This is a genomic window from Ruegeria sp. CDSA246, assembly GCF_059611225.1.
This window is the reverse complement of sequence record NZ_JBXWPD010000021.1, coordinates 20,363-41,727: the sequence shown is the minus strand read 5'-3', so window position 1 is coordinate 41,727 and position 21,365 is coordinate 20,363. Positions and strand designations below refer to the sequence as shown.

Sequence of the window (21,365 nt, the reverse complement as noted above, 5' to 3'; positions counted from 1 at the left end):
CTGCGGCATGACCCAAAGACATCTCTGTCGGGTCAGCCTAGCGGGGTGCTAACTGTCTGGCAACAAAGAGAGGTCAGATCTCTTCGACGGACAGAATACCTTCCAGCGATTTTATCGCGCCTTTGATCTGCGGGTTGATCGGAAACTCAGCGCCCAGGTCCATTTCGACATCACCTGGCAGGCTTGGGTCCAGTAACAACAATTGGATCGGTCCGCGCGCCGCGCCTTTGGCGGCAGTTGCGGCATCCTCAAGAACTTTTGCCACGGTTGGCACCGCTTGCGCTGCGTCAACAAAGATACGCAGGCCCGTCGCCCCGGCTTCTGCCACAACGGAATCCGCCGGGCCTACCGAGCGCCCCAGCAGCTTGAGTTGGTCAGCTTCCATCGTCGCCTCGACGGTCAGCACCACCTGTGCTCCGGTTTCCAGATACTCGCGTGACTTTTCGAGCGTTTCTGAAAACAGCGTTACTTCATATGCACCTGTCGGGTCGGACAACTGGGCAAAGGCGAACCGGTTGCCGCGTGCGGACTTTCGCTCTTGCCGTCCGGCAACAACTCCGGCCATTTTAGCGATCAAAGGGCCCGAACGCGCCTTTTCGGTCACTTCGTCCAACGTCAGAACCTGCTTACGCCTTAACGCGGGCATGTAGTCATCCAACGGGTGGCCTGACAAATAGAAACCAATAGCCTTAAATTCTTCGCTCAAACGTTCCGCCGGCAGCCAGTCTGGCGAAGGCGACAGGCGCGGTTCGGGCAGATCGTCTCCGGCTTCACCAAACAACGACACCTGGTTCGAGTTCTTCTGGTCATGGATTGCCGCCGAATATTGCACCAACGGATCGAGACTTTCGAACACGCGACGGCGGTTTTTGTCGAGCTGATCGAAGGCCCCTGCCCGCGCCATCATCTCCAGCGGGCGCTTGCCGACCCTCTTCAGATCAACCTTGCGGGCAAAGTCGAACAGGTTCACGAACGGCTTGCTTTCGCGCCCCGCGACCACAAGGTTCATCGCCTCGACGCCCACGTTCTTTAGTGCCCCCAATGCATAGACAAGATGGCCGTCGACCACATCGAAAGTCGACAGCGAGCGGTTTACGCAAGGCGGCACATAAGGCAATTCCAGCCCTTTGCGCACCTCCTCGAAGTATACAGCCAGCTTGTCGGTCAGGTGGATATCGCAATTCATGACACCGGCCATAAACTCGACCGGGTGGTTCGCCTTAAGCCAGCCTGTCTGGTAACTGACCACGGCATAGGCGGCTGCGTGGGATTTGTTGAAGCCGTAGTTGGCGAATTTTTCCAGCAAGTCGAAGACTTCGCTGGCCTTCTTGGCATCGACTCCATTCTCGCCCGCACCCTTTTCGAATTTCGGGCGCTCGGCATCCATCGCTTCTTTAATTTTCTTACCCATCGCGCGGCGCAGCAGGTCGGCACCACCAAGGCTGTACCCAGCCATAACCTGCGCGATCTGCATCACCTGTTCCTGATAGACGATGATGCCCTGGGTTTCCTCAAGGATATGGTCGATCAAGGGGTGTACGGATTCAATCTTGCGAAGCCCGTTCTTCACCTCGCAATAGGTCGGGATGTTCTCCATCGGACCGGGACGATAGAGCGCCACTAGGGCAACAATATCTTCGATACAGGTCGGCTTCATGCGCTTGAGCGCATCCATCATGCCCGAGGATTCCACCTGAAACACCGCTACCGTCTTGGCCGCGGAATAGAGTTTGTACGTTGCCTCATCATCCAGAGGGATGGCGTTGATCTGGTTCTCGGCCCCGTCGGCAGGCTCATAAAGCTCGGTTCCGTCGGCGGCGACGTGCAATGGACGGTTGGATTTGAAGATCAGATCCATCGCATTCTGGATCACAGTTAGCGTCTTCAGACCAAGAAAGTCGAACTTTACCAGCCCGGCCTGTTCCACCCATTTCATGTTGAACTGAGTGGCCGGCATGTCGGATCGCGGGTCCTGATACAGCGGCACCAGCGCATCCAGCGGGCGGTCTCCGATAACCACTCCCGCCGCGTGGGTCGACGCGTTTCGCAGCAACCCCTCGACCTGCTGGCCATAAGTCAGAAGGCGGTCCACAACCTCTTCGTTGCGCGCCTCTTCGCGCAGACGAGGTTCGTCTTTCAGCGCCTTCTCGATGGAGACGGGTTTGACGCCTTCCACCGGGATCATCTTGGACAGGCGATCCACCTGCCCGTATGGCATCTGCAGAACGCGCCCAATGTCGCGCACGGCAGCTTTCGACAGCAACGCACCAAAGGTGATGATCTGCCCCACCTTGTCGCGGCCATATTTCTGCTGCACGTAACGGATCACCTCTTCGCGGCGATCCATGCAGAAGTCGATATCGAAGTCCGGCATCGAAACCCGTTCCGGGTTCAGGAACCGTTCGAAAAGCAGCGAATAGCGCAGCGGATCAAGGTCAGTAATCGTTAGCGCATAGGCCACCAAAGATCCCGCACCCGAGCCCCGACCCGGCCCGACCGGGATATCGTGATCCTTGGACCACTGAATAAAATCGGCAACAATCAGGAAGTAGCCGGGGAACCCCATGCCTTCGATGATGTCGAGCTCGAAATCCAGTCGTTCCTGATATTCCTCTGGTGTCACAGCGTGCGGGATCACTGCCAGACGTTTCTGCAAACCATCATTCGCAATACGGCGCAGTTCGGCAACCTCGTCATCGGCGAATTTCGGCAAGATCGGATCGCGGCGATAGGCCATGAACGCACAGCGCTTGGCAATCTCAACGGTGTTCTCAATTGCTTCGGGCAAGTCGGCAAACAAAGTCGCCATCTCTTGCTGCGACTTGAAATAGTGCTGCGCGGTCAGGCGGCGTCGGCCTTCTTGCTGATCGACATAGGCCCCCTCTGAGATACAAATCAGCGCATCGTGCGCTTCGTACATATCTGTGGTCGGGAAATAGACGTCATTGGTGGCGACTAGAGGAAGGTTTTTGGCATAAGCCATTTTCACATGGCCACGCTCGGTCAGACGTTCAGCCTCTGGCTGACCACCCTCACCCGGATGACGCTGGAGTTCGATATAGAGGCGATCGGGGAACATCGCTGACAACCGGTCCACCAAGGCCTCAGCTGCGGGGCGTTGACCCTGCTGCAACAACATCCCAACCGGTCCATCCGGCCCACCGGACAGGCAGATCAACCCGTCAGATCGTTCCGCAAGCTCTTCCAGAGTCACCTGCGGCAACTGCCCACCATTATCCACATAAAGGCACGAACTGAGCTTCATCAGGTTCTCATACCCGACCTCGGACTGGGCAAGCAAAACCACCGGTGCAGGTGTTTTGGGCTTTTCGCCCGGTTGCGCCTGCACATAGGTCAGGTCAACCTGACAACCCATGATCGGCTGCACTCCGGCCCCGCTGGCGGTGACCGAAAACTCCAAAGCCGAGAACATGCTATTGGTATCCGTCACAGCGACGGCGGGCATATCCATCTTCTCACACAGACCGGGCAGCTTTTTCAGCCGCACGGCGCCTTCCAGCAGGGAATATTCGGTGTGAACACGGAGGTGAATGAATCGAGGAGTACTGCTCATGACCGCCACGCTATCCCAGCCGCGCGCCCGGCAAAAGCAGGAACCTTGGCTTTGGATTGCCAAAAAGATGGGCTTTGATTATTCGGCTTTTCCAGAAGGTGCTTCGGAGCCCGGCAGTAGCCAAAGACAAAAAACGCTTTAGTTTCAAACCAGTGATCTCTAAACGAAGATAACAATCACGCAGTGTCGGTGCTCAATGGTGTATCACATAGGTAGTTTTTCTTGCCAGACAACCTGCGCTGTTTCTAACATCAGATGGCAAGCTATCCGCCCGCTACTCTTTCTACGTCGCATCGAAGGGGGGCACGCAAGGGCGCAACCGGGTAAGGCGACGGGTTTCTCGTATGAATATCACGTTTCTTCTGAACGGAGAGACAGTGGAACTGGCGGATGTCGATCCGACAGCGACCCTGCTGGATTGGCTGCGTGAGGATCGCGGCCTGACCGGCACCAAAGAAGGCTGCAACGAAGGCGATTGCGGGGCATGCACTGTCATGGTGACGGATGAAGGTGGCCACAAGGCGCTGAATTCCTGCATCCTGTTTCTGCCTCAACTGCACGGAAAAGCGGTTCGCACGGTCGAAGGCGCCAGTGGCCCCAACGGCGAGGCGCACCCAGCCCAGCAGGCGATGGTGGATCTGCACGGCTCGCAATGTGGCTTCTGCACCCCCGGTTTCGTTATGTCGATGGTGGCAAGTCATGCAAATGGCGCGACGGATCACGACACCCAGCTTGCTGGCAACTTGTGCCGCTGCACCGGCTACGCGCCAATCATTCGTGCGGCCAAGGCCGCCGAAGAGATCCCTGTGCCAGTTTGGGTGAAAGACAAGCCAGTCGCGACGCGGGTCACATCGCAGATGTTGCCGGAGTCATCGGATGAATTGGCCAAAATCTATGCGGAACACCCGGACGCCACTCTGGTCGCCGGCGCGACGGACGTCGGGCTTTGGGTGACCAAGCAACTGCGAGACCTCGACCCAGTGATTTTTCTGAACCGCTGCGATGATCTGAAAGAGATCACGATCACGGATGACGAGGTTAGATTCGGCGCGATGGTCGATATGAACCGGATGGGCGAAGCACTGGCGGACCTGCACCCGTCTTACGCCGAGATGATCCGCCGTTACGCCAGCGTTCAGGTGCGGCACGCGGCCACCGTGGGCGGAAATATCGCAAACGGCTCGCCCATCGGAGACAACCCGCCTGCACTGATCGCCCTGGGCGCAACGCTACATCTGCGCAAGGGCGACGAACGTCGCTCGGTCGCATTGGAGGACTTCTTTATCGACTACGGTAAACAAGACCGGACACCCGGCGAGTTTGTCGAATCCGTGAGCTTTCCGCGTCAGGCGGATCGTTTGAAGGCCTACAAACTCAGCAAACGGTTCGATCAGGATATCTCAGCCGTGTGTGGGTGCTTTAACATCATCGTATCGGACGGAACGGTTGCTGATGCCCGTATTGCCTTTGGTGGTATGGCCGGCACTCCCAAACGGGCTTCAAATGTCGAAGCCGCGCTGGTTGGCAAGCCATGGACGCATGAGACCGTTCAGTCCGCCATTCCGGCCTTCGACAGTGATTTCACCCCGATGACGGACATGCGCGCATCGGCCAACTATCGGCTGCAGACCGCCAAAGCGCTGCTCGAACGATATTTCCTTGAGGATCAGGGCGAAGTGACAAATGTATTGGAGGTGTCCGCATGAGCGTGACCAAACCCCTCCCCCATGACGCGGCGCCACTGCATGTCGCGGGAACCGCGCGGTATGTGGATGACATTCCGACGCCCAAAGGGTCGTTGCATCTGGCCTTTGGCATTAGCCCGATTGCCAAGGGTAAGATCAACACGATGGACCTGTCGGCGGTGAAGGCAGCCGAAGGTGTCGTCATGGTAATGACGGCCGACGATCTGCCGTTTGCCAATGACGTCTCACCGTCGATCCATGATGAACCTCTGCTGTCTGATGGTACGGTTCACTATATCGGGCAACCCGTTTTCCTCGTTATCGCGACCAGCCACCTTGCCGCGCGGAAAGCAGCGCGTTTGGGCCAGATCGATTATGCCGAAGAAACCCCGATCCTGACGGTTGAAGAGGCGCTTGCCGCGGACAGCCGGTTCGAGGACGGCCCGCGCATCTACGCCAAGGGCGATGCGGATGCTGCCATTTCGGGTTCGGCGCATGTGATCGAAGGTGGATTTGAACTTGGCGGTCAGGAGCATTTCTATCTGGAAGGTCAAGCCGCACTGGCCGTGCCCAATGAGGGCGCGGATATGTTGGTGCATTCTTCGACCCAACACCCGACCGAGATTCAGCACAAAGTAGCGGACGCTCTGGGTGTTCCGATGCACGCGGTTCGCGTTGAAACGCGCCGTATGGGCGGCGGCTTTGGCGGCAAGGAAAGTCAGGGCAACGCGTTGGCTGTTTCCTGCGCTGTCGCAGCGCGTGCGACAGGCAAAGCCTGCAAGATGCGTTACGATCGCGATGATGACATGATCATCACCGGCAAGCGCCACGCGTTCCGGATTGCATATAAGGCCGGGTTTGATGAGAACGGTCACATCCAAGGCGTTTCCTTCCTGCATCATGCGATTTGTGGTTGGGCACAGGACCTGTCCCTGCCCGTCGCGGACCGTGCGATGTTGCATTCGGACAATGCCTATCTGTTGCCGAATGCCCGGATCGAAAGCCACCGGCTGAAGACTAACACTCAATCCGCCACCGCCTATCGCGGGTTCGGCGGACCTCAGGGTATGGTCGGGATCGAACGCGTGATGGATCACGCCGCGTATGAACTGGGCATGGACCCGGTCGAATTGCGTCGCCGGAACTACTATGAGCCGGCGCATGTTGTTGCGGATCCCGTGATCGCTGAAAAGCCGCTGGGCCATCCTGACCCGCACGAGGACCTGACCAGCCGAGGCGCGGTTGAGATGGGCAACGCCCCGGTGCGTCCCTTGCCCGCAGGTGGCAATACCACGCCGTACGGGATGGAGGTCAGTGACTTCGAACTGCACGGCATGACTGCCAAGTTGCTGCAATCCAGCGACTACAACACGCGCAAGGCAGCCATCCAGAAGTGGAACGCCGAGAACAGCGTGATCAAGAAAGGCATCGGCTTTTCTCCGGTTAAGTTCGGCATTTCGTTTACGTTGACCCATCTGAACCAGGCGGGCGCGTTGGTGCATGTGTATCAGGACGGCTCGGTCCACCTGAACCACGGCGGCACCGAGATGGGGCAAGGTCTTTTCCAAAAGGTCGCGCAAGTGGCCGCGTCCCGCTTTGGTATTCCGTTGGAGATGGTGAAAATCACCGCGACCGACACCGCCAAGGTGCCGAATACCTCGGCTACGGCCGCGTCCTCGGGCAGTGACCTGAACGGTATGGCGGTCAAAGCGGCCTGCGACACGATCCGCGACCGGATGGCTGACTATCTGGCGCATCGACATCAGGCCGATCCCTCAACGGTGACGTTCTCTGATGGCCACGTCTCGGTCGGCGTAGAGCGCTACACATTCTCAGAAGCAGCTGCGCTGGTTTATCAGGGCCGGGTCAGCCTGTCTGCGACCGGGTTTTATAAGACACCCAAGATCGAGTGGGACCGGATCAAAGGCCGGGGGCGTCCGTTCTTTTATTTCGCCTACGGCGCGTCGATTACCGAAGTCGTGATCGATACACTGACAGGCGAGAACCGCATTTTGCGGACGGATATCCTGCATGATGCAGGCGCGTCGCTGAACCCGGCGCTGGATATTGGGCAGGTCGAAGGCGCATACGTACAGGGTGCGGGATGGCTGACCACGGAAGAACTTGTCTGGGACGGCAAGGGCAATCTGCGCACGCATGCGCCGTCGACCTACAAGATTCCCGCTTGCTCGGATCGGCCTGACGTTTTCAATGTCGCGCTCTGGAGCGGTGAAAACCGCGAGGACACGATCTATCGCTCAAAAGCGGTCGGAGAGCCGCCCTTCATGCTGGGTATTTCCGCGTGGCTTGCCCTGTCGAATGCGGTGGCGGCGTGCGGTGACAGCTACCCGGCACTTGATGCACCCGCCACGGCTGAAGAAGTCTGGAAGGGTGTCCAGCGGGTAAAGGGAGAGACCTGATGGGATTTGATCGAGAGGCTTTGAGGGAGGCGGTCAAAACCCACGGCAAGGTGACCCGGGTGGTTATCGCCGGGATCAAGGGGTCATCCCCCCGTGAAGTTGGCGCTGCAATGCTGGTTTGGGAGGACGGGCAGTCGGGCACAATCGGCGGCGGCACGTTGGAGTATCAGGCGTCTGAAGCAGCCCGATCCCAAGCAGCGCCCATGCGCCAAACGCACCACGCGCTCGGCCCGGATATGGGCCAGTGTTGTGGCGGTGCAGTAACTCTGCTGAGTGAAATCTACGATCTTGCGGCCGTCGACCGGCTGGATGATGCAGTCATTGCGCGCTCGGCTTCGGGCGGTGAGATGCCGCTTTCGGTCAAGCGACTGTTGTCGCAGGCCCGCGGTCAAGGTGTTGCGCCCGAACCGCAGCTGATTGACGGCTGGATGGTCGAACCCGTTCACGAACCGGCGCGCAATCTGTGGATATGGGGTGCCGGTCACGTTGGCCGGGCTCTGGTAGACGTTCTATCCCCATTGCCTGATCTGTCGATCACCTGGGTCGATACCGGGCCTGAGCGTTTTCCCGAAACGGTGCCCGCAGGCGTAACCGTCGTTCCGGCAAGCAAACCGGCCGAGCTGGTTCGCCATGCGCCGCGTGATGCCGAGCACCTTGTGCTTACTTATTCACACAATCTGGACCTGGAACTGTGCAACAGGTTGCTTTTGCATGATTTCCGCTTTGCGGGCCTGATTGGCTCGGCTACGAAATGGGCGCGGTTCCGATCCCGGCTGGCCGCTTTGGGACATGCGCCCGAGCGGATTGGCCGGATTACCTGCCCAATCGGAGATCCAGCCTTGGGCAAACACCCGCAGATGATCGCAGTTGGTGTCGCGGCGCAGATCCTGCGCCCTGCCCGGCAAAACGAAATAAAGAAGGACCTGAGCGCGTGACCACTCCACTTCTAAGCTTACAAGGGCTGACTAAAGCCTATCCCGGCGTCGTGGCCAATGATCAGGTGTCCTTTGACATCGGTGAGGGTGAGGTACACGCCTTGCTTGGCGAAAACGGCGCCGGCAAATCCACGTTGGTCAAAATGATCTACGGTTTGGTAAAGCCCGACAGCGGCACCATGCTGCTGCGCGGACAAGCCTTCGCGCCACCCGAACCCCGTGCCGCACGGGCGGACGGGATCGCGATGGTGTTCCAGCACTTCTCGTTGTTCGACGCATTGAACGTGGCCGAAAACATCGCCTTGGGGATGGAAAACCCGCCAGCCATGGGCGATCTGGCTGCGCGTATTCGCGAAGTTTCGGAAACTTACGGTCTGCCACTGGATCCTTATCGCACTGTCGGTGATCTGTCCGCGGGTGAGCGTCAGCGGGTCGAAATCATCCGCTGTCTGCTGCAGGACCCCAAGCTTCTGATCATGGACGAGCCGACATCGGTTCTGACACCCCAGGAAGTCGATATTCTGTTTGAAACGCTGAACAAATTACGGTCCGAGGGTACCTCGATCCTGTATATCTCGCACAAGTTGGAAGAAATCCGCACGCTGTGCGACCACGCCACGATCCTGCGTTTGGGTAAAAATGTCGGCGAATGCATTCCCGCTGAGACCTCAGCGCGCGACATGGCCGAGATGATGGTGGGTTCGACCCTGCAAACGCCCGAGCGTTCGGGGCGTGAGTTCGGTGAGGTCGCCCTGGATGTCAGCGGTTTGTCAGTTTCATCACCATCTGAATTCGGTACTGCGTTGAAGAATGTCCACATGACCGTCCGCAAGGGCGAGGTTCTGGGCGTTGGCGGTGTCGCTGGCAACGGACAGGACGAATTGCTGGGCGTTCTGTCAGGTGAAATCATCACAGCGCCCGACGCGATTAAGTTCAACGGCCAGCCAATCGGCAAGCTGGGACCGACCGCACGTCGCAAGCTGGGTGTTCTGACCGCTCCGGAAGAGCGGTTGGGACATGCGGCCGCCCCTGACATGAGCCTGACCGAAAACGCGTTGCTGACTGGTTCGGTCCGGGAAGGACTTGAGAACAACGGGTTTCTCAAATGGGCAGAAACCAAGAGCTTCGCGGAAAAGATCATTAGTGCTTTTGACGTCCGAACGCCCGGACCTGAAAACGCTGCGCGATCCTTGTCAGGCGGTAACCTGCAGAAATTCGTCATAGGACGCGAGGTCCTGCAAAACCCTGACGTGCTTGTTGTGAACCAACCAACATGGGGCGTGGATGCAGCCGCCGCGGCGTCCATTCGCCAAGCCATTCTGGATTTGGCGGCAAAAGGCACAGCGGTCATCTGCATATCTCAGGATCTGGATGAGCTGATGGAAATCTCGGACAGCTTTGCGGCGCTCAATGAAGGTCGGCTTAGCGCTCCGCGCACGACCACAGGTCTGACGGTCGACGAAATTGGCCTGATGATGGGCGGCGCGCATGGCATGGAGGTGGCCCATGTCTAAGACATATCAAAAAAGAAGTGAAAACAGGGGGATGAGCGGATGATTGTGTTGGAGAAACGGCCGCAGCCGTCCAAAGCGTGGTCTTACGCGACCCCTTTGGTGGCCGTGTTGGCAACCATGGTTTTCGGCGGCATCCTGTTCGCCATTCTGGGCAAGAACCCGATCCAAGCCATTGGCACCATCTTTTGGGAGCCTTTGTTCGGTGAATTCTCGTTCTACTATCGCCCGCAATTGCTGGTGAAAGGTGCTCCGCTAGTTCTGATCGCAATTGGTCTGTCTTTGGGTTTCCGTGCCGGCATTTGGAATATCGGAGCCGAAGGCCAATACATCATGGGCGCTATCTTTGGCGCAGGTACAGGTCTGGCCTTTTATCCGCTGGATGCCTGGTATGTCTTCCCGATCATGGTGATCGCCGGTGCATTTGGCGGTTGGATATGGGCAATGATTCCGGCCTTCCTGAAGGTGCGCTTTGGTACCAATGAAATCCTTGTCTCACTGATGCTGGTCTATGTGGCCGAGCAGTTTCTGGCCTCTGTTTCGCTGGGGTTGCTGAAAAACCCGGAGGGCCACGGTTTTCCCGGTTCACGCAATTTACAAGCTTACGACAGCGCACATAACGCCGAGCTGATCGCGGGATCGGGTATGCACTTGGGTGTTGTTGCGGCCTTTATTGCGGTAATCTTCGCCTATGTTCTGCTGAACCGACACATGCTGGGTTTTCACATTCGACTGACCGGAGAAGCACCCCGCGCGGCAAAGTTCGCCGGTGTGAACCCCGCACGGTTGATCCTGTTTTGCCTCGGTATGGCTGGTGCTTTGGCCGGATTGGCGGGCATGTTCGAAGTGTCCGGTCCCGCCGGCGTGGTCAGCATCGATTTCAATGTAGGATATGGTTTTACCGCGATCATCGTGGCCTTCTTGGGACGCTTGCATCCGCTGGGCATCTTGCTGGCCGGTGGCCTGATGGCACTGACCTATATCGGCGGCGAGATCGCTCAGTCTCAACTGGGCCTGCCTGCGGCCGCTATTCAGGTGTTTCAGGGAATGTTGCTGTTCTTCCTGCTCGCCTTCGACCTTTTGACCAACTACCGCATCCGTGCGGCCCGTAGCGAGGTAGCCTGAATCATGGACCTTTCAGCAATCAACCCAGTCCTTCTGGTGGCATCATTAATGGTCGCTGCAACCCCCTTGCTACTGGCCGCGATCGGAGAGCTGGTCGTCGAGAAAGCCGGTGTTCTTAACCTTGGCGTCGAAGGCATGATGATCGTCGGCGCAATCAGCGGATTTGCGATCTCGGTCGAGACAGGCTCACCCTGGCTGGGCTTCATTGCGGCTGCCATTGGTGGCGCGGTGCTGTCGCTGCTGTTTGTCCTCCTGACACAGGTCGCGCTTGCCAATCAGGTCGCCAGTGGCCTTGCCCTGACGCTGTTCGGCCTCGGTTTCAGCGCTCTGCTTGGGCAAAGTTATGTGGGTATCAAGCCGCCCAGCATGGGGGACATTCACATCCCTCTGATCAGCGACATACCGGTGATCGGCCCAATCCTGTTCCAGCATGACCCGATCCTGTATGTCGGTATTGCTCTGACCGCAGCCGTCTGGGCCACGTTGAAATACACTCGTGTCGGTCTGATCCTGCGCGCAGTGGGTGAAAACCACGACGCCGCACACGCCCTGGGCTACAAGGTTATCAAGATCCGTATCCTGGCGATCTTGTTCGGTGGCGCCTGCGCTGGCCTCGGTGGAGCCTATATCAGCCTGATCCGCGTTCCGCAGTGGACCGAGGGCATGACCGCCGGTGTTGGATGGATCGCTCTTGCGCTGGTGGTCTTTGCCAGCTGGAAACCATGGCGTGCATTGCTGGGTGCTTATTTGTTTGGCGGAATCACGGTGTTGCAGCTTAATCTGCAGGCAGCGGGCGTTGCCATCCCAGTCGAGTATCTGGCAATGTCGCCCTACATCATCACGATCCTTGTGCTTGTGATCCTTTCGGCCGACAAGAGCAGCGCACCTGCCTCACTGGGCCGGACCTTCCACGCCTCGCACTAGACGGGGCCAATTGAACCAACTTGGGGAGTAACCACATGAAATTCACTTCACTTCTTGCCAGTGCCGCGATGGTGCTGGGTCTGGCGACCGGCGCGGTCGCACAGGACAAAACAAAAGTAGGCTTTGTCTATGTCGGCCCGGTGGGCGACGGCGGCTGGACCTATGAACACGACAAAGGCCGTCTGGCGGTTGAGAAAGAATTCGGCGACAAAGTCGAGACCGTGTTTGTTGAATCCGTTCCCGAAGGCCCGGACGCGGAACGTGTGATGACCCAGATGGCGTTGGAAGGCGCTGACCTGATCTTTACCACCTCGTTCGGGTATATGGACCCGACCATCAACGTGGCCAAGAAATTCCCGAATGTGAAGTTCGAGCACGCGACCGGCTACAAAACCGCCCCGAACGTGTCCGTCTATTCGGCCCGCTTCTACGAAGGCCGCGCCGTTCAGGGCCACATCGCTGGTAAAATGACCGAGTCGAACATCATCGGGTACATCGGGTCCTACCCGATCCCCGAAGTGATCCGCGGCATCAACTCGGCCTATATCCACGCCAAAAAGGTGAACCCGGATGTGGAGTTCAAGATCATCTGGGCCTACACTTGGTTCGACCCGGCGAAAGAGGCTGACGCTGCTTCCGTTCTGATCGAACAGGGCGCGGACGTGATCCTGCAGCACACCGACTCGACCGCGCCGCAGGCGGCCGCACAAGAGGCGGGCAACGTGATCACCTTCGGTCAGGCCTCGGACATGAGCGAATATGCCCCCAAGCCGCGCGTATCGTCGATCATCGACAACTGGGCGCCCTACTACATCGCACGCACCCAAGCGGTCATGGATGGGTCGTGGGAAACCGTTAACACTTGGGATGGCATCAAGGAAGGCATGGTTGAGATCGGTGAGATCTCGGACGCCGTTCCAGCCGACATCAAAGAAGAAGCACTGGCGATGAAAGCGGCCATGGCCGCGGGTGAATACCACCCCTTCACCGGTCCGCTGAAAAAGCAGGACGGTAGCGACTGGCTGGCTGAAGGCGAAACCGCCGATGACGGTACACTGGCAGGTATGAACTTCTACGTTGAAGGTTTGGAAGGCGAAATTCCGCAGTAAACCTATACACGAACACGTTGAGGGGCTGGCCATTTGGCTGGCCCTTTTTCGTGTCTATGCGAGCACCTCGCCTAGCCTTAACTAAATACTGTCTTGACGATTGCAGACACGACGGACCTGATGGGGTTAATGTTTTACCTCTCTCAACACGAAACGTAAAAACCCCATGGAGATCAAAGCGCAAGACCACAGCCGCTGGTGGATACTCGGCGCGATGGGTGCCATCTTGGGTGTTATTCTGCTGGACGAAACGGTCGTCAGCGTCGCGCTTCCAACCATCCGCAATGAGCTTGGCCTGTCTCTGCTTGAAGCGCATTGGGTGGTGAATATCTATCTGCTGGTGCTGGCTTGTTTTGCGGGCGCAGCAGGACGATTGGGCGATGTTCTGGGCATTCGGGTTTTGCTCAGTGCAGGTTTATTGATTTTCGGTTTGTCCTCCGCACTGGGAGCGTTTGCCGAAAGTGTATTTGCTCTGTTAACAGCGCGCGCCGCACAGGGCATCGGTGCAGCACTGATTTTCCCGCTGTCGCTAGTGGTTCTGATCCAGTCTTTTGACGAAAAGGAACGCGGGCTGGCACTGGGTTTATACGGCGGGATCGGGACAGTATTCCTGTCAATGGGTCCGCTGGTTGGAGGCGTTCTGACCGAATATCTGTCTTGGCGCTGGATCTTCTGGGTCAACCCCCCAATCGTGCTTGTGGTCGCTCTGGTCGCATGGGTTTTCTGGCGGGACCCGCCACACCAACGGGAGCGCGAGTTCGACCTGAAAGGGCTAATTCTACTGGTGACGGGGTTGGCGGCTATTGTGTTCGGTGTCATGGAGGGCCCGGACAGAGGCTGGGTACAGCCCGAAGTTCTTATGGCCCTGTCAGCGGGTCTTATTTTTTTGGTGTTATTTGTCCGCGTCGAACAGAGGGCAACATCGCCTCTGATTGCCATCTCCCTTTTTGCCGGCCCCGGGTTTGCTGCTTCAAACATGATCCTGTTCACCGCACAATTCGGCAAGATTACTCTGTTCGTGTTCGGCGCATCCTACTTTCAATCAAAGCTCGGGTTTTCACCGCTGACTGCTGGTGTCGCCCTGTTGCCGATTGCTTTTCCGCAGATTTTCATTGCCCCGATGGCGGGGAAAATTGCTGATAAATTTGGCTCTCGCGGCCCTTCTCTGACAGGTACAGCGCTGGGTGCGATTGCCATACTTATTGTCGCACTGGGAATGCATTTAGACGTCGCCGCGCTGATCTATGCTGGCTACTTCCTTTGGGGTTGTTGCGTGCCGTTTCTGTTTGTCCCCCCAAGGCGGGCCATCATGTCAACGGTACCACAAGCTCTGCACGGACAGGCAAGTGGCATCTCGATGACATTTCAGCCGCTGGGCGGTACGGTCGGGATGGCCCTGGGCAGTTCGGTTTTTGCCATAACCGGCTCGTTCACTCTGGTTTTCTGTTTTGTTGCGGCGTTCGCTGTCTGCGTTCTCGCGTTTGCTTACGCGTCCCTCGCCTTAGATAACAAACCCGGCCGCCCAGCGGTTTAAACCTCACACAGGCCGGATCTGAAATCAAAACGCGTGAATGGCTCAATGCCCGGTCAGCACCAACGTATTCACCGGCATCAGGATCAGACGCAGGCGCAAGCCCGCCGCGTGGACAACACCGATCGTGTCTATCACATGCAAGGCGGCGGTGTGCCAGAATCCCAGGTCTTCATGTTCCAGCCGTTCGTGGTTGTCGGTGTAGACATTCGCCAGACAATTGCTACCGGGCGGTATGTCATCGGCCATGTTTTTGTACAACGGCTCCATATAAACCAGAATCGAACCGGGTACCTTGTTGGCCTGCACATCGCGCAACTCATCCGAAGGGCGTATCTGACCTGACGGGATGACATCCTGCACCTCAACCACAACCATCGGGATCACGGTGAAGGGCTTGGTCATGCAGCCTAGCTCTCCGATCATGCCCGGCTTGATGACCTGAGCGGCCATCTGGTTGAATGCAGCCTGAAACCGGTTATGGCCCGAGCTTGACGGAACCAGAATGCCCGCAGGCCGCAGCAAGGGGCTGACATAGTCGCCCACCTGAAGGCCGAATTGTTCAACCCGACCGGTCACACCTGCGCTTACGACTGTTTTGTCCAGCTCGGTCAGCGCGGCGTCCAACTGGGCGTTGGCGCTGGCCAGTTGGGCCGGGATCAGTTCTTCGATCTGCTGCACCACGGCGGCACGGCGGGATCGCGATGCGGTAAGCTGCGCTTCACGCTCGGCAACAAGGTTTTCCAACCGGTCGATTTCGGCCAATCGTACGGCGCTGGAGCCTTCGTCCCGCAGGGTGGTGTTACGCTCCAAATCCTCAAGCGATTGATCCAATGCAGCGCGCGCGCCTGCGATGCCTGCGTCGGCCTCGGCCAGATCGGTTTCCGCCACTTTCAGCGAGGCCTGAACTTGCGCGATCTGCGCATGCGCGGCCTCAACCTGTGCGGTTTGGGTGAAATCCTCGATCCGGAAAATCGGCTGGCCCGCAGTGACCTGCTGGTTATTGGTGACATAAACCTCGGACACGCGACCGCCGAGCTGTGGAAGGATCGTGACCGTGCGGAAATATGACGCCGCCGTTTTGCTTGCAGGATGGAAGTAGAACAGCGTGGTGATCACCGTCAGCGCAAGAATGGCACAGGTGGTCAGGCCCCAGCGCAGTTCATACCACATGGTGAACAGTGTGATTTCATGGCCTATACGTTTGCCCTGTACGTAACGGCGGAACAGGTAATCCGGCAACACGGTGACCAGCGCGCACATCAGTGTCTCAAGCATCTCTTACTGCCCCTGCTGCGCGGTCGGTTGCGATGGGGCCGCGGGGGCAGGAACATCGTTGCCTTGATCGCCCAAGGATCGGATCGCGTCAGCAATGGCGCGCAAGGGGGCGGCGACATCCGGGAATTGGAACCCGGCCACCAGAATGGCCGCCACCCAGAACAGACCATTGTGGGTAAACAGAGCCAACAGCGCCAATATCCCCACAAGCTGAAACTGAGGGTGGTTGGATTCATGCGCGATTTTTTCCGGGATGGAGTGCAGGGTGAAATAGCCAACGCCAATCAGCACGATCACCAGAACGGTAAAAATAAACATGAAGGTTAGCAAAAAGTCACTGCCATCCGCCTGCGTGACGTAAGAGGGGATATGCCCCGTGGCCATTGGGTGTAGCTCTGCCGGTATCACGTTTTTCTCCGATTCCGATGTTGGCCGCACTAAAGACAGGCCAATCTCTATGGTTCAAGTTTACATTGCGGAAATTACGCCTCTTTTCCAATAGTGTTACGCATGCGAAGCTTAGCGCATGAATGAAAGCAGATCTCAAATCCACCCGTTTTGGGGTGATCCCGGGGCGGAGTTACTGACATGATCGATTTCCTGGTCATCGGCGGCGGCATCGCCGGGTTAAGCGCAGGTGCGCGTTTGTCTGAACATGGACATGTCGTCGTGCTCGAAGGCGAAGACGCGCTGGGATATCACACCTCTGGCCGGTCGGCGGCGTTGTTCGAAAAGGGGTATGGACCACCTTCCGTGAAGACCCTGAATGCAGCGAGCGAAGCTTATCTGAGGTCGAATGGCTATCTGTCGCCGCGCGGGTTGATGCTGATCGCCGGGCATGATCAACGAGACGCGTTTCTTCAGGATCAAGCTGACCTTCGTCTGTCAGAAATCTCGGTTGAAGAGGCCATTTCGCGAATTCCGATACTGAACCCTCAGACTGTTGGATTTGCCGCCGCCAGCAGTTTTGCTTTTGACATTGATACCGACCGGATGATGCAGGATTTCGCTCGTGTGATTAGGGCCAACGGCGGTCTGGTGCTGACCCGCCAAAAGGTAAAACGTATCACCAAAGTTGGTCATTGGGTTGTCGAGGCGGCAGACGCTTTCGAGGCTAAGGCCCTTGTAAATGCCGCAGGCGCGTGGGTGGATGAGATCGCTATGATGGCCGGCGTTACACCGATCGGTATAGAACCACGCCGACGATCAGTGGCACGTATTCCCGCCCCGGCTGGTCATGGCGTGACAGGTTGGCCTTTGATGTTGGGTGCTGGCGAAGGCTGGTATGCGAAACCGGATGCCGGAAAGCTGATCGTTTCACCTTGCGAGGCTGATCCCACCTTTCCCCATGATGCCTATGCGGACGACATGGTGTTAGCCGAAGGACTGGCGAGGTACGAAGCGATGGTGACCGAACCGGTCACAAGGGTCGAGGCGAACTGGGCCGGGCTTCGCAGCTTTGCGCCGGATGGTACTCTGGTTCTGGGCCCCGACCCTGCTGAGCCTACGTTTATTTGGTCGGCCGCCCAAGGCGGATACGGCTTTCAAACAGCACCGGCGGCCTCGCAACTGGTGGCGGATTTGACGACTGGTGTTCGTTCAGAACTGGAGGCGGCCAGCGTTTCGGCCCTCAGACCGGGAAGACTACGTGGATGACAAAACGCAAACTCCCTGCAAATGCCAGCGTGGCGACGGTATCCGATGGGCAAAAATTGGTCGCTCCGGCGGCCAGCAGGAATGCCGATGCGCTTTGTGATCTGCTGGCGCGGTTTGGCCCATCGTCAGGTCGCGCGTTGGAATTGGCGAGCGGTACGGGGCAACACGTCGCGGTCTTTGCCAATCGACTGACCGGTCTGGATTGGCAACCCAGTGAGGTTGAACCTGAACGACGCGCTTCAATCGACGCATATGCCGAAGGCGTAGAAAACATAGTCCCTGCGATAGAACTCGATGCGGTCCAACCCGGTTGGCATACTGTTCACGGGGCAAATGACCTGATCCTCTTGATCAACTTGCTGCATCTGATCAGTTGGTCGGAGGTGGAAACCTTGGTGACCGAGGCCGCGCTGGCGCTGAACCCGGGCGGTCGGCTAATCCTCTATGGGCCATTCATGCGCGCAGGCCGATTGACCAGTACCGGAGACCAGAACTTTCATGCTGCGTTGAGCCAACAAGACCCGGACATTGGATACAAGGATGACGCCGATATTTTGGACCTGCTGCGTCGAGTTCAATTGAGTTTAACCGATGCTGTTGAAATGCCAGCAAACAACCTGGCATTTATCGCTGAAAGACCTTCAGTCTGATCAAGATCAAAGTCAGGCAGTTTCCATGAACATATTCACAAGGTGATATGTTTAAAGGAAGCCCACAAATGAACTGGCAAGACAAGCTCTCGGATACCCGCAACAATTTGCGCATCCTAAACGCTGCGATACCTGATACCGCCCGTGCATTCGGTGCGCTTGGAAAATCCGTCAAAGAGGGCGGCTCGCTGGATTACAGAACCAAAGAACTGATCGCTTTGGGTATGTCCATCGCTGCCCGCTGCGAACCATGCATAACGCTACACACCGAAGCTCTGATCAATACCGGAGCAAGCCGCGAAGAAGTGTCAGAGGTGCTCGCCATCGCCATCCAGATGGGCGGTGGGCCATCGATGATGTATGCGGCCAAGGCGCTGGAATGCTTTGACGAGCTTTCCGCGTGACAAAAAAGGGCCCCGGAGATCTCCGGGGCCCTTTTTTGATCAACCGTCCTTGCGGATGGTTTCGTTTTTCGGATCGTAGGGACTGTCGCAGGTCACGACCGCATCCCACAGTTTATCCTGAATCTTGACCTTTAGCTTAGTGCCTTCGACCGCCAGATCGGGCTTTACGTAGCCCATGCCGATGGATTTCTCGAACGCGACCGAGTATCCGCCCGAGGTCAAACGACCCACGCGTTCACCTTCCGGTGTGTACAGCGCCTCGCGGCCCCATGGGTCGGCATCGTCCGGCCCGTCGATCAGAAGGGTGCAGCACTTCACGCGCACACCGGTCTCTTCCAGCTTGTCCTTGCCGTAGAAATCTTTCGACAGATCAACAAAACGCGGCAGGTCGGCTTCCAGCGGGGTCGCGTCGCGGCCCAGTTCAGTGCCAAAGGCGCGATAGGATTTCTCCTGACGCAGCCAGTTCTGAGCGCGCGCACCGACCAGCTTCATACCGTGCTTTTCACCGGTTTTTTCCAGCAGGTCGAACAGGTAGTTCTGCATCTCGATCGGGTGGTGCAGTTCCCAACCCAGCTCGCCGGTATAGGCCACGCGGATCGCGTTGACCGGGCACATGCCCAGTTCGATCTGACGGGCCGACAACCACGGGAAGCGCTTGTTGGACAATGCGGTTTCCGGATCGGCGTCCTTGATGACCTCTTTCAAAACGTCACGCGATTTGGGTCCGGCGATAGCGAAAACGCCCCACTGGGTGGTCACGTCCTGGATCTCGATGTAGCCGAACTCCTCCATCTTGTCCTCAGCCGCCTTGCGCAGATAGTCCGCGTCGTACTCGGTCCAGGCACCTGCAGAGACGATGTAGTAGTTGTTCTCGCCATTGCGGACGATGGTGTACTCGGTGCGGGTGGTGCCGTGCGAGGTCAGCGCGTAGGTCAGGTTGATACGACCGACCTTGGGCAGCTTGTTGCAGGTGAACCAATCCAAGAATTGCGTCGCACCGGGTCCTTTGACGACATGCTTGGTGAAGGCCGATGCGTCGATCAGGCCAACGCCTTCGCGGATCGCTTTGGCTTCTTCGACTGCGTACTGCCACCAGCCACCGCGACGGAATGAGCGGGCGTCATGGTCGAAGTTTTCGGGTGCATCCAGTGGACCGAAATAGTTCGGGCGCTCCCATCCATTGACCCAGCCAAACTGTGCGCCACGCGCTTTCTGACGGTCATAGGCCGGAACAGTCCGCAGCGGACGGCAGGCAGCACGTTCTTCATCGGGGTGGTGCAGGATGTAGACGTGCTCATAGCACTCTTCATTCTTGCGCGCTGCAAACTCGGTGGTCATCCAGTTCGACGAGTAACGTTTGGGGTCCAGCGACGCCATGTCGATCTCGGCTTCGCCATCCACCATCATCTGCGCCAGGTAATAGCCGGTGCCGCCTGCCGCGGTGATGCCAAACGAGAAACCTTCAGCCAGCCACATGTTACGCAGACCCGGTGCCGGACCAACCAGTGGGTTGCCATCCGGGGTGTAGCAGATCGGGCCGTTGAAGTCGTCCTTCAGGCCGGATTCGGCGCAGGACGGCACACGTTCGGCCATCGCCATGTACTGATCGGCAATCCGGTCCAGATCCAGCGGGAACAGGTCAGCGCGGAAACTGTCCGGCACGCCATGTTCGAACTGCGCTGGTGCGCCGTGTTCATAAATACCCAGAATCCAGCCGCCACGTTCCTCACGCGCGTAAGATTCGTTGTCGGCATCACGGACAACTGGGTGTTCGGGGTTGCCCGCTTCACGCCATTTGACCAGCTCGGGGTCCTTGTCCATGACGATAAAGGTATGCTCGACCGGGATCGCGGGCATCTTGATGCCCAGCATCTTGGCGGTGCGCTGCGCGTGGTTGCCTGATGCAGTCACGACGTGCTCGGCGGTAATCACAACTTGCTCGTCAGACGGGATGAGGTTGCCGCCCTTCTCGACCATCTTGGTGCAGGTCACTTCCCAGTGAGTGCCGTTCCAGTGGAAGGCATCGGCCTGCATCTTGCGAACAATATCAACGCCACGCTGACGGGCACCCTTAGCCATCGCCTGCGTCACATCTGCAGGGTTAATGTAGCCGTCTTCGGTGTGATAGATCGCACCCTTCAGGTCCGATGTCTCAATCAGCGGCCAGCGTTCCTTGATCTGCTCGGGCGTCAGCCATTCGTAGGCGACATCACAAGTTTCAGCGGTGGACGCATAGAGCATGTATTCATCCATGCGCTCTTGCGTTTGTGCCATGCGCAGGTTGCCAACGACGGCAAAGCCTGCGTTCAGGCCGGTCTCTTCCTCAAGCTGCTTGTAGAAGTCGACCGAGTACTTGTGGATGTGTGTCGTTGCATAGGACATGTTGAACAGCGGCAACAGCCCTGCTGCGTGCCATGTCGAGCCGGAAGTCAGCTCGTCCCGCTCAATCAACATCACATCGTCCCAGCCTGCCTTGGCCAAGTGATATGCAATCGAAGTGCCGACGGCACCACCGCCAACGACCAGTGCTTTGACTTGGGTTTTCATTACCGGGCGTCTCCCC

Annotated in this window: 16 protein-coding genes; 12 read left to right on the top strand and 4 right to left on the bottom strand. The window is 57.8% G+C overall.

Annotated elements, in window-relative coordinates; all coding sequences use genetic code 11:
* Positions 1-73: 73 nt before the first annotated feature.
* Entirely contained in the window at positions 74-3,574 is a 3,501-nt protein-coding gene (dnaE, locus tag AC2FI9_RS20790) for a DNA polymerase III subunit alpha (protein WP_496770415.1), read from the bottom strand.
* Here dnaE and AC2FI9_RS20785 point away from each other — a divergent pair.
* From AC2FI9_RS20785 to AC2FI9_RS20745, 9 genes are all read left to right on the top strand, one after another.
* Entirely contained in the window at positions 3,573-3,716 is a 144-nt protein-coding gene (locus tag AC2FI9_RS20785; RefSeq protein WP_282151815.1) for a hypothetical protein, read from the top strand. The genes dnaE and AC2FI9_RS20785 overlap by 2 nt on opposite strands.
* Before the next feature lie 202 nt (positions 3,717-3,918).
* Positions 3,919-5,280: a xanthine dehydrogenase small subunit gene (xdhA, locus tag AC2FI9_RS20780; protein ID WP_496770386.1), complete on the top strand. Its 1,362-nt coding sequence runs from the start codon at positions 3,919-3,921 to the stop codon at positions 5,278-5,280.
* Positions 5,277-7,679: a xanthine dehydrogenase molybdopterin binding subunit gene (gene xdhB / locus AC2FI9_RS20775; protein WP_496770373.1), complete on the top strand. Its 2,403-nt coding sequence runs from the start codon at positions 5,277-5,279 to the stop codon at positions 7,677-7,679. Before xdhA ends, xdhB begins: the two co-directional genes overlap by 4 nt.
* Entirely contained in the window at positions 7,679-8,614 is a 936-nt protein-coding gene (gene xdhC / locus AC2FI9_RS20770; protein WP_496770370.1) for a xanthine dehydrogenase accessory protein XdhC, read from the top strand. Before xdhB ends, xdhC begins: the two co-directional genes overlap by 1 nt.
* A complete protein-coding gene (locus AC2FI9_RS20765) occupies positions 8,611-10,128 on the top strand; it encodes an ABC transporter ATP-binding protein (RefSeq protein ID WP_496770368.1) in 1,518 nt (505 codons plus the stop codon). Before xdhC ends, AC2FI9_RS20765 begins: the two co-directional genes overlap by 4 nt.
* A 39-nt stretch (positions 10,129-10,167) precedes the next feature.
* Complete coding sequence (locus tag AC2FI9_RS20760) at positions 10,168-11,250, top strand: ABC transporter permease (protein WP_496725549.1); 1,083 nt, start codon at positions 10,168-10,170, stop codon at positions 11,248-11,250.
* A 3-nt stretch (positions 11,251-11,253) separates the two neighbouring features.
* Complete coding sequence (locus AC2FI9_RS20755; RefSeq protein ID WP_496725548.1) at positions 11,254-12,174, top strand: ABC transporter permease; 921 nt, start codon at positions 11,254-11,256, stop codon at positions 12,172-12,174.
* Between the two features lie 35 nt (positions 12,175-12,209).
* Positions 12,210-13,283 (top strand): BMP family ABC transporter substrate-binding protein, encoded by a 1,074-nt coding sequence (locus AC2FI9_RS20750; RefSeq protein ID WP_496725547.1) that lies wholly within the window; start codon positions 12,210-12,212, stop codon positions 13,281-13,283.
* A gap of 166 nt (positions 13,284-13,449) precedes the next feature.
* The gene (locus AC2FI9_RS20745) at positions 13,450-14,817 is read left to right on the top strand and encodes an MFS transporter (protein WP_496770366.1); all 1,368 of its coding nucleotides are present in this window, start codon (positions 13,450-13,452) and stop codon (positions 14,815-14,817) included.
* A gap of 42 nt (positions 14,818-14,859) precedes the next feature.
* On the opposite strand, the gene AC2FI9_RS20740 is transcribed toward AC2FI9_RS20745, so the two are convergent.
* Both AC2FI9_RS20740 and AC2FI9_RS20735 read right to left on the bottom strand, forming a co-directional pair.
* A complete protein-coding gene (locus AC2FI9_RS20740; RefSeq protein WP_496770364.1) occupies positions 14,860-16,092 on the bottom strand; it encodes an HlyD family secretion protein in 1,233 nt (410 codons plus the stop codon).
* A gap of 3 nt (positions 16,093-16,095) precedes the next feature.
* Positions 16,096-16,476 carry a hypothetical protein gene (locus tag AC2FI9_RS20735; protein WP_496770422.1) on the bottom strand — a complete coding sequence of 127 codons (381 nt, stop codon included), beginning with the start codon at positions 16,474-16,476 and terminating at the stop codon, positions 16,096-16,098.
* Positions 16,477-16,680: 204 nt separating this feature from the next.
* Between AC2FI9_RS20735 and AC2FI9_RS20730 the strand changes: the two genes are divergently transcribed.
* The 3 genes from AC2FI9_RS20730 (at position 16,681) to AC2FI9_RS20720 (ending at position 18,802) form a co-directional block, all read left to right on the top strand.
* Positions 16,681-17,748, top strand: coding sequence for an NAD(P)/FAD-dependent oxidoreductase (locus AC2FI9_RS20730; protein WP_496770362.1), 1,068 nt, complete (start codon positions 16,681-16,683; stop codon positions 17,746-17,748).
* The gene (locus AC2FI9_RS20725) at positions 17,745-18,398 is read left to right on the top strand and encodes a DUF938 domain-containing protein (protein ID WP_496770360.1); all 654 of its coding nucleotides are present in this window, start codon (positions 17,745-17,747) and stop codon (positions 18,396-18,398) included. Before AC2FI9_RS20730 ends, AC2FI9_RS20725 begins: the two co-directional genes overlap by 4 nt.
* A gap of 68 nt (positions 18,399-18,466) precedes the next feature.
* Positions 18,467-18,802 carry a carboxymuconolactone decarboxylase family protein gene (locus AC2FI9_RS20720; RefSeq protein WP_496770358.1) on the top strand — a complete coding sequence of 112 codons (336 nt, stop codon included), beginning with the start codon at positions 18,467-18,469 and terminating at the stop codon, positions 18,800-18,802.
* 39 nt (positions 18,803-18,841) lie between these two features.
* Here the strand turns inward: AC2FI9_RS20720 and AC2FI9_RS20715 are convergent, their stop codons facing one another.
* Positions 18,842-21,349, bottom strand: a complete 2,508-nt coding sequence (locus tag AC2FI9_RS20715) for a GcvT family protein (protein ID WP_496770356.1) — start codon at positions 21,347-21,349, stop codon at positions 18,842-18,844.
* Between the last annotated feature and the right edge of the window lie 16 nt (positions 21,350-21,365).

Bases quoted from the DNA above. Each gene is read 5' to 3' on its own strand.
- AC2FI9_RS20785 (WP_282151815.1), top strand. From the start codon at position 3,573: ATGACCGCCACGCTATCCCAGCCGCGCGCCCGGCAAAAGCAGGAACCT.
- dnaE (WP_496770415.1), bottom strand. From the start codon at position 3,574: ATGAGCAGTACTCCTCGATTCATTCACCTCCGTGTTCACACCGAATAT.
- xdhA (WP_496770386.1), top strand. From the start codon at position 3,919: ATGAATATCACGTTTCTTCTGAACGGAGAGACAGTGGAACTGGCGGAT.
- xdhB (WP_496770373.1), top strand. From the start codon at position 5,277: ATGAGCGTGACCAAACCCCTCCCCCATGACGCGGCGCCACTGCATGTC.
- xdhC (WP_496770370.1), top strand. From the start codon at position 7,679: ATGGGATTTGATCGAGAGGCTTTGAGGGAGGCGGTCAAAACCCACGGC.
- AC2FI9_RS20760 (WP_496725549.1), top strand. From the start codon at position 10,168: ATGATTGTGTTGGAGAAACGGCCGCAGCCGTCCAAAGCGTGGTCTTAC.
- AC2FI9_RS20755 (WP_496725548.1), top strand. From the start codon at position 11,254: ATGGACCTTTCAGCAATCAACCCAGTCCTTCTGGTGGCATCATTAATG.
- AC2FI9_RS20750 (WP_496725547.1), top strand. From the start codon at position 12,210: ATGAAATTCACTTCACTTCTTGCCAGTGCCGCGATGGTGCTGGGTCTG.
- AC2FI9_RS20745 (WP_496770366.1), top strand. From the start codon at position 13,450: ATGGAGATCAAAGCGCAAGACCACAGCCGCTGGTGGATACTCGGCGCG.
- AC2FI9_RS20740 (WP_496770364.1), bottom strand. From the start codon at position 16,092: ATGCTTGAGACACTGATGTGCGCGCTGGTCACCGTGTTGCCGGATTAC.
- AC2FI9_RS20735 (WP_496770422.1), bottom strand. From the start codon at position 16,476: ATGGCCACGGGGCATATCCCCTCTTACGTCACGCAGGCGGATGGCAGT.
- AC2FI9_RS20730 (WP_496770362.1), top strand. From the start codon at position 16,681: ATGATCGATTTCCTGGTCATCGGCGGCGGCATCGCCGGGTTAAGCGCA.
- AC2FI9_RS20725 (WP_496770360.1), top strand. From the start codon at position 17,745: ATGACAAAACGCAAACTCCCTGCAAATGCCAGCGTGGCGACGGTATCC.
- AC2FI9_RS20720 (WP_496770358.1), top strand. From the start codon at position 18,467: ATGAACTGGCAAGACAAGCTCTCGGATACCCGCAACAATTTGCGCATC.
- AC2FI9_RS20715 (WP_496770356.1), bottom strand. From the start codon at position 21,349: ATGAAAACCCAAGTCAAAGCACTGGTCGTTGGCGGTGGTGCCGTCGGC.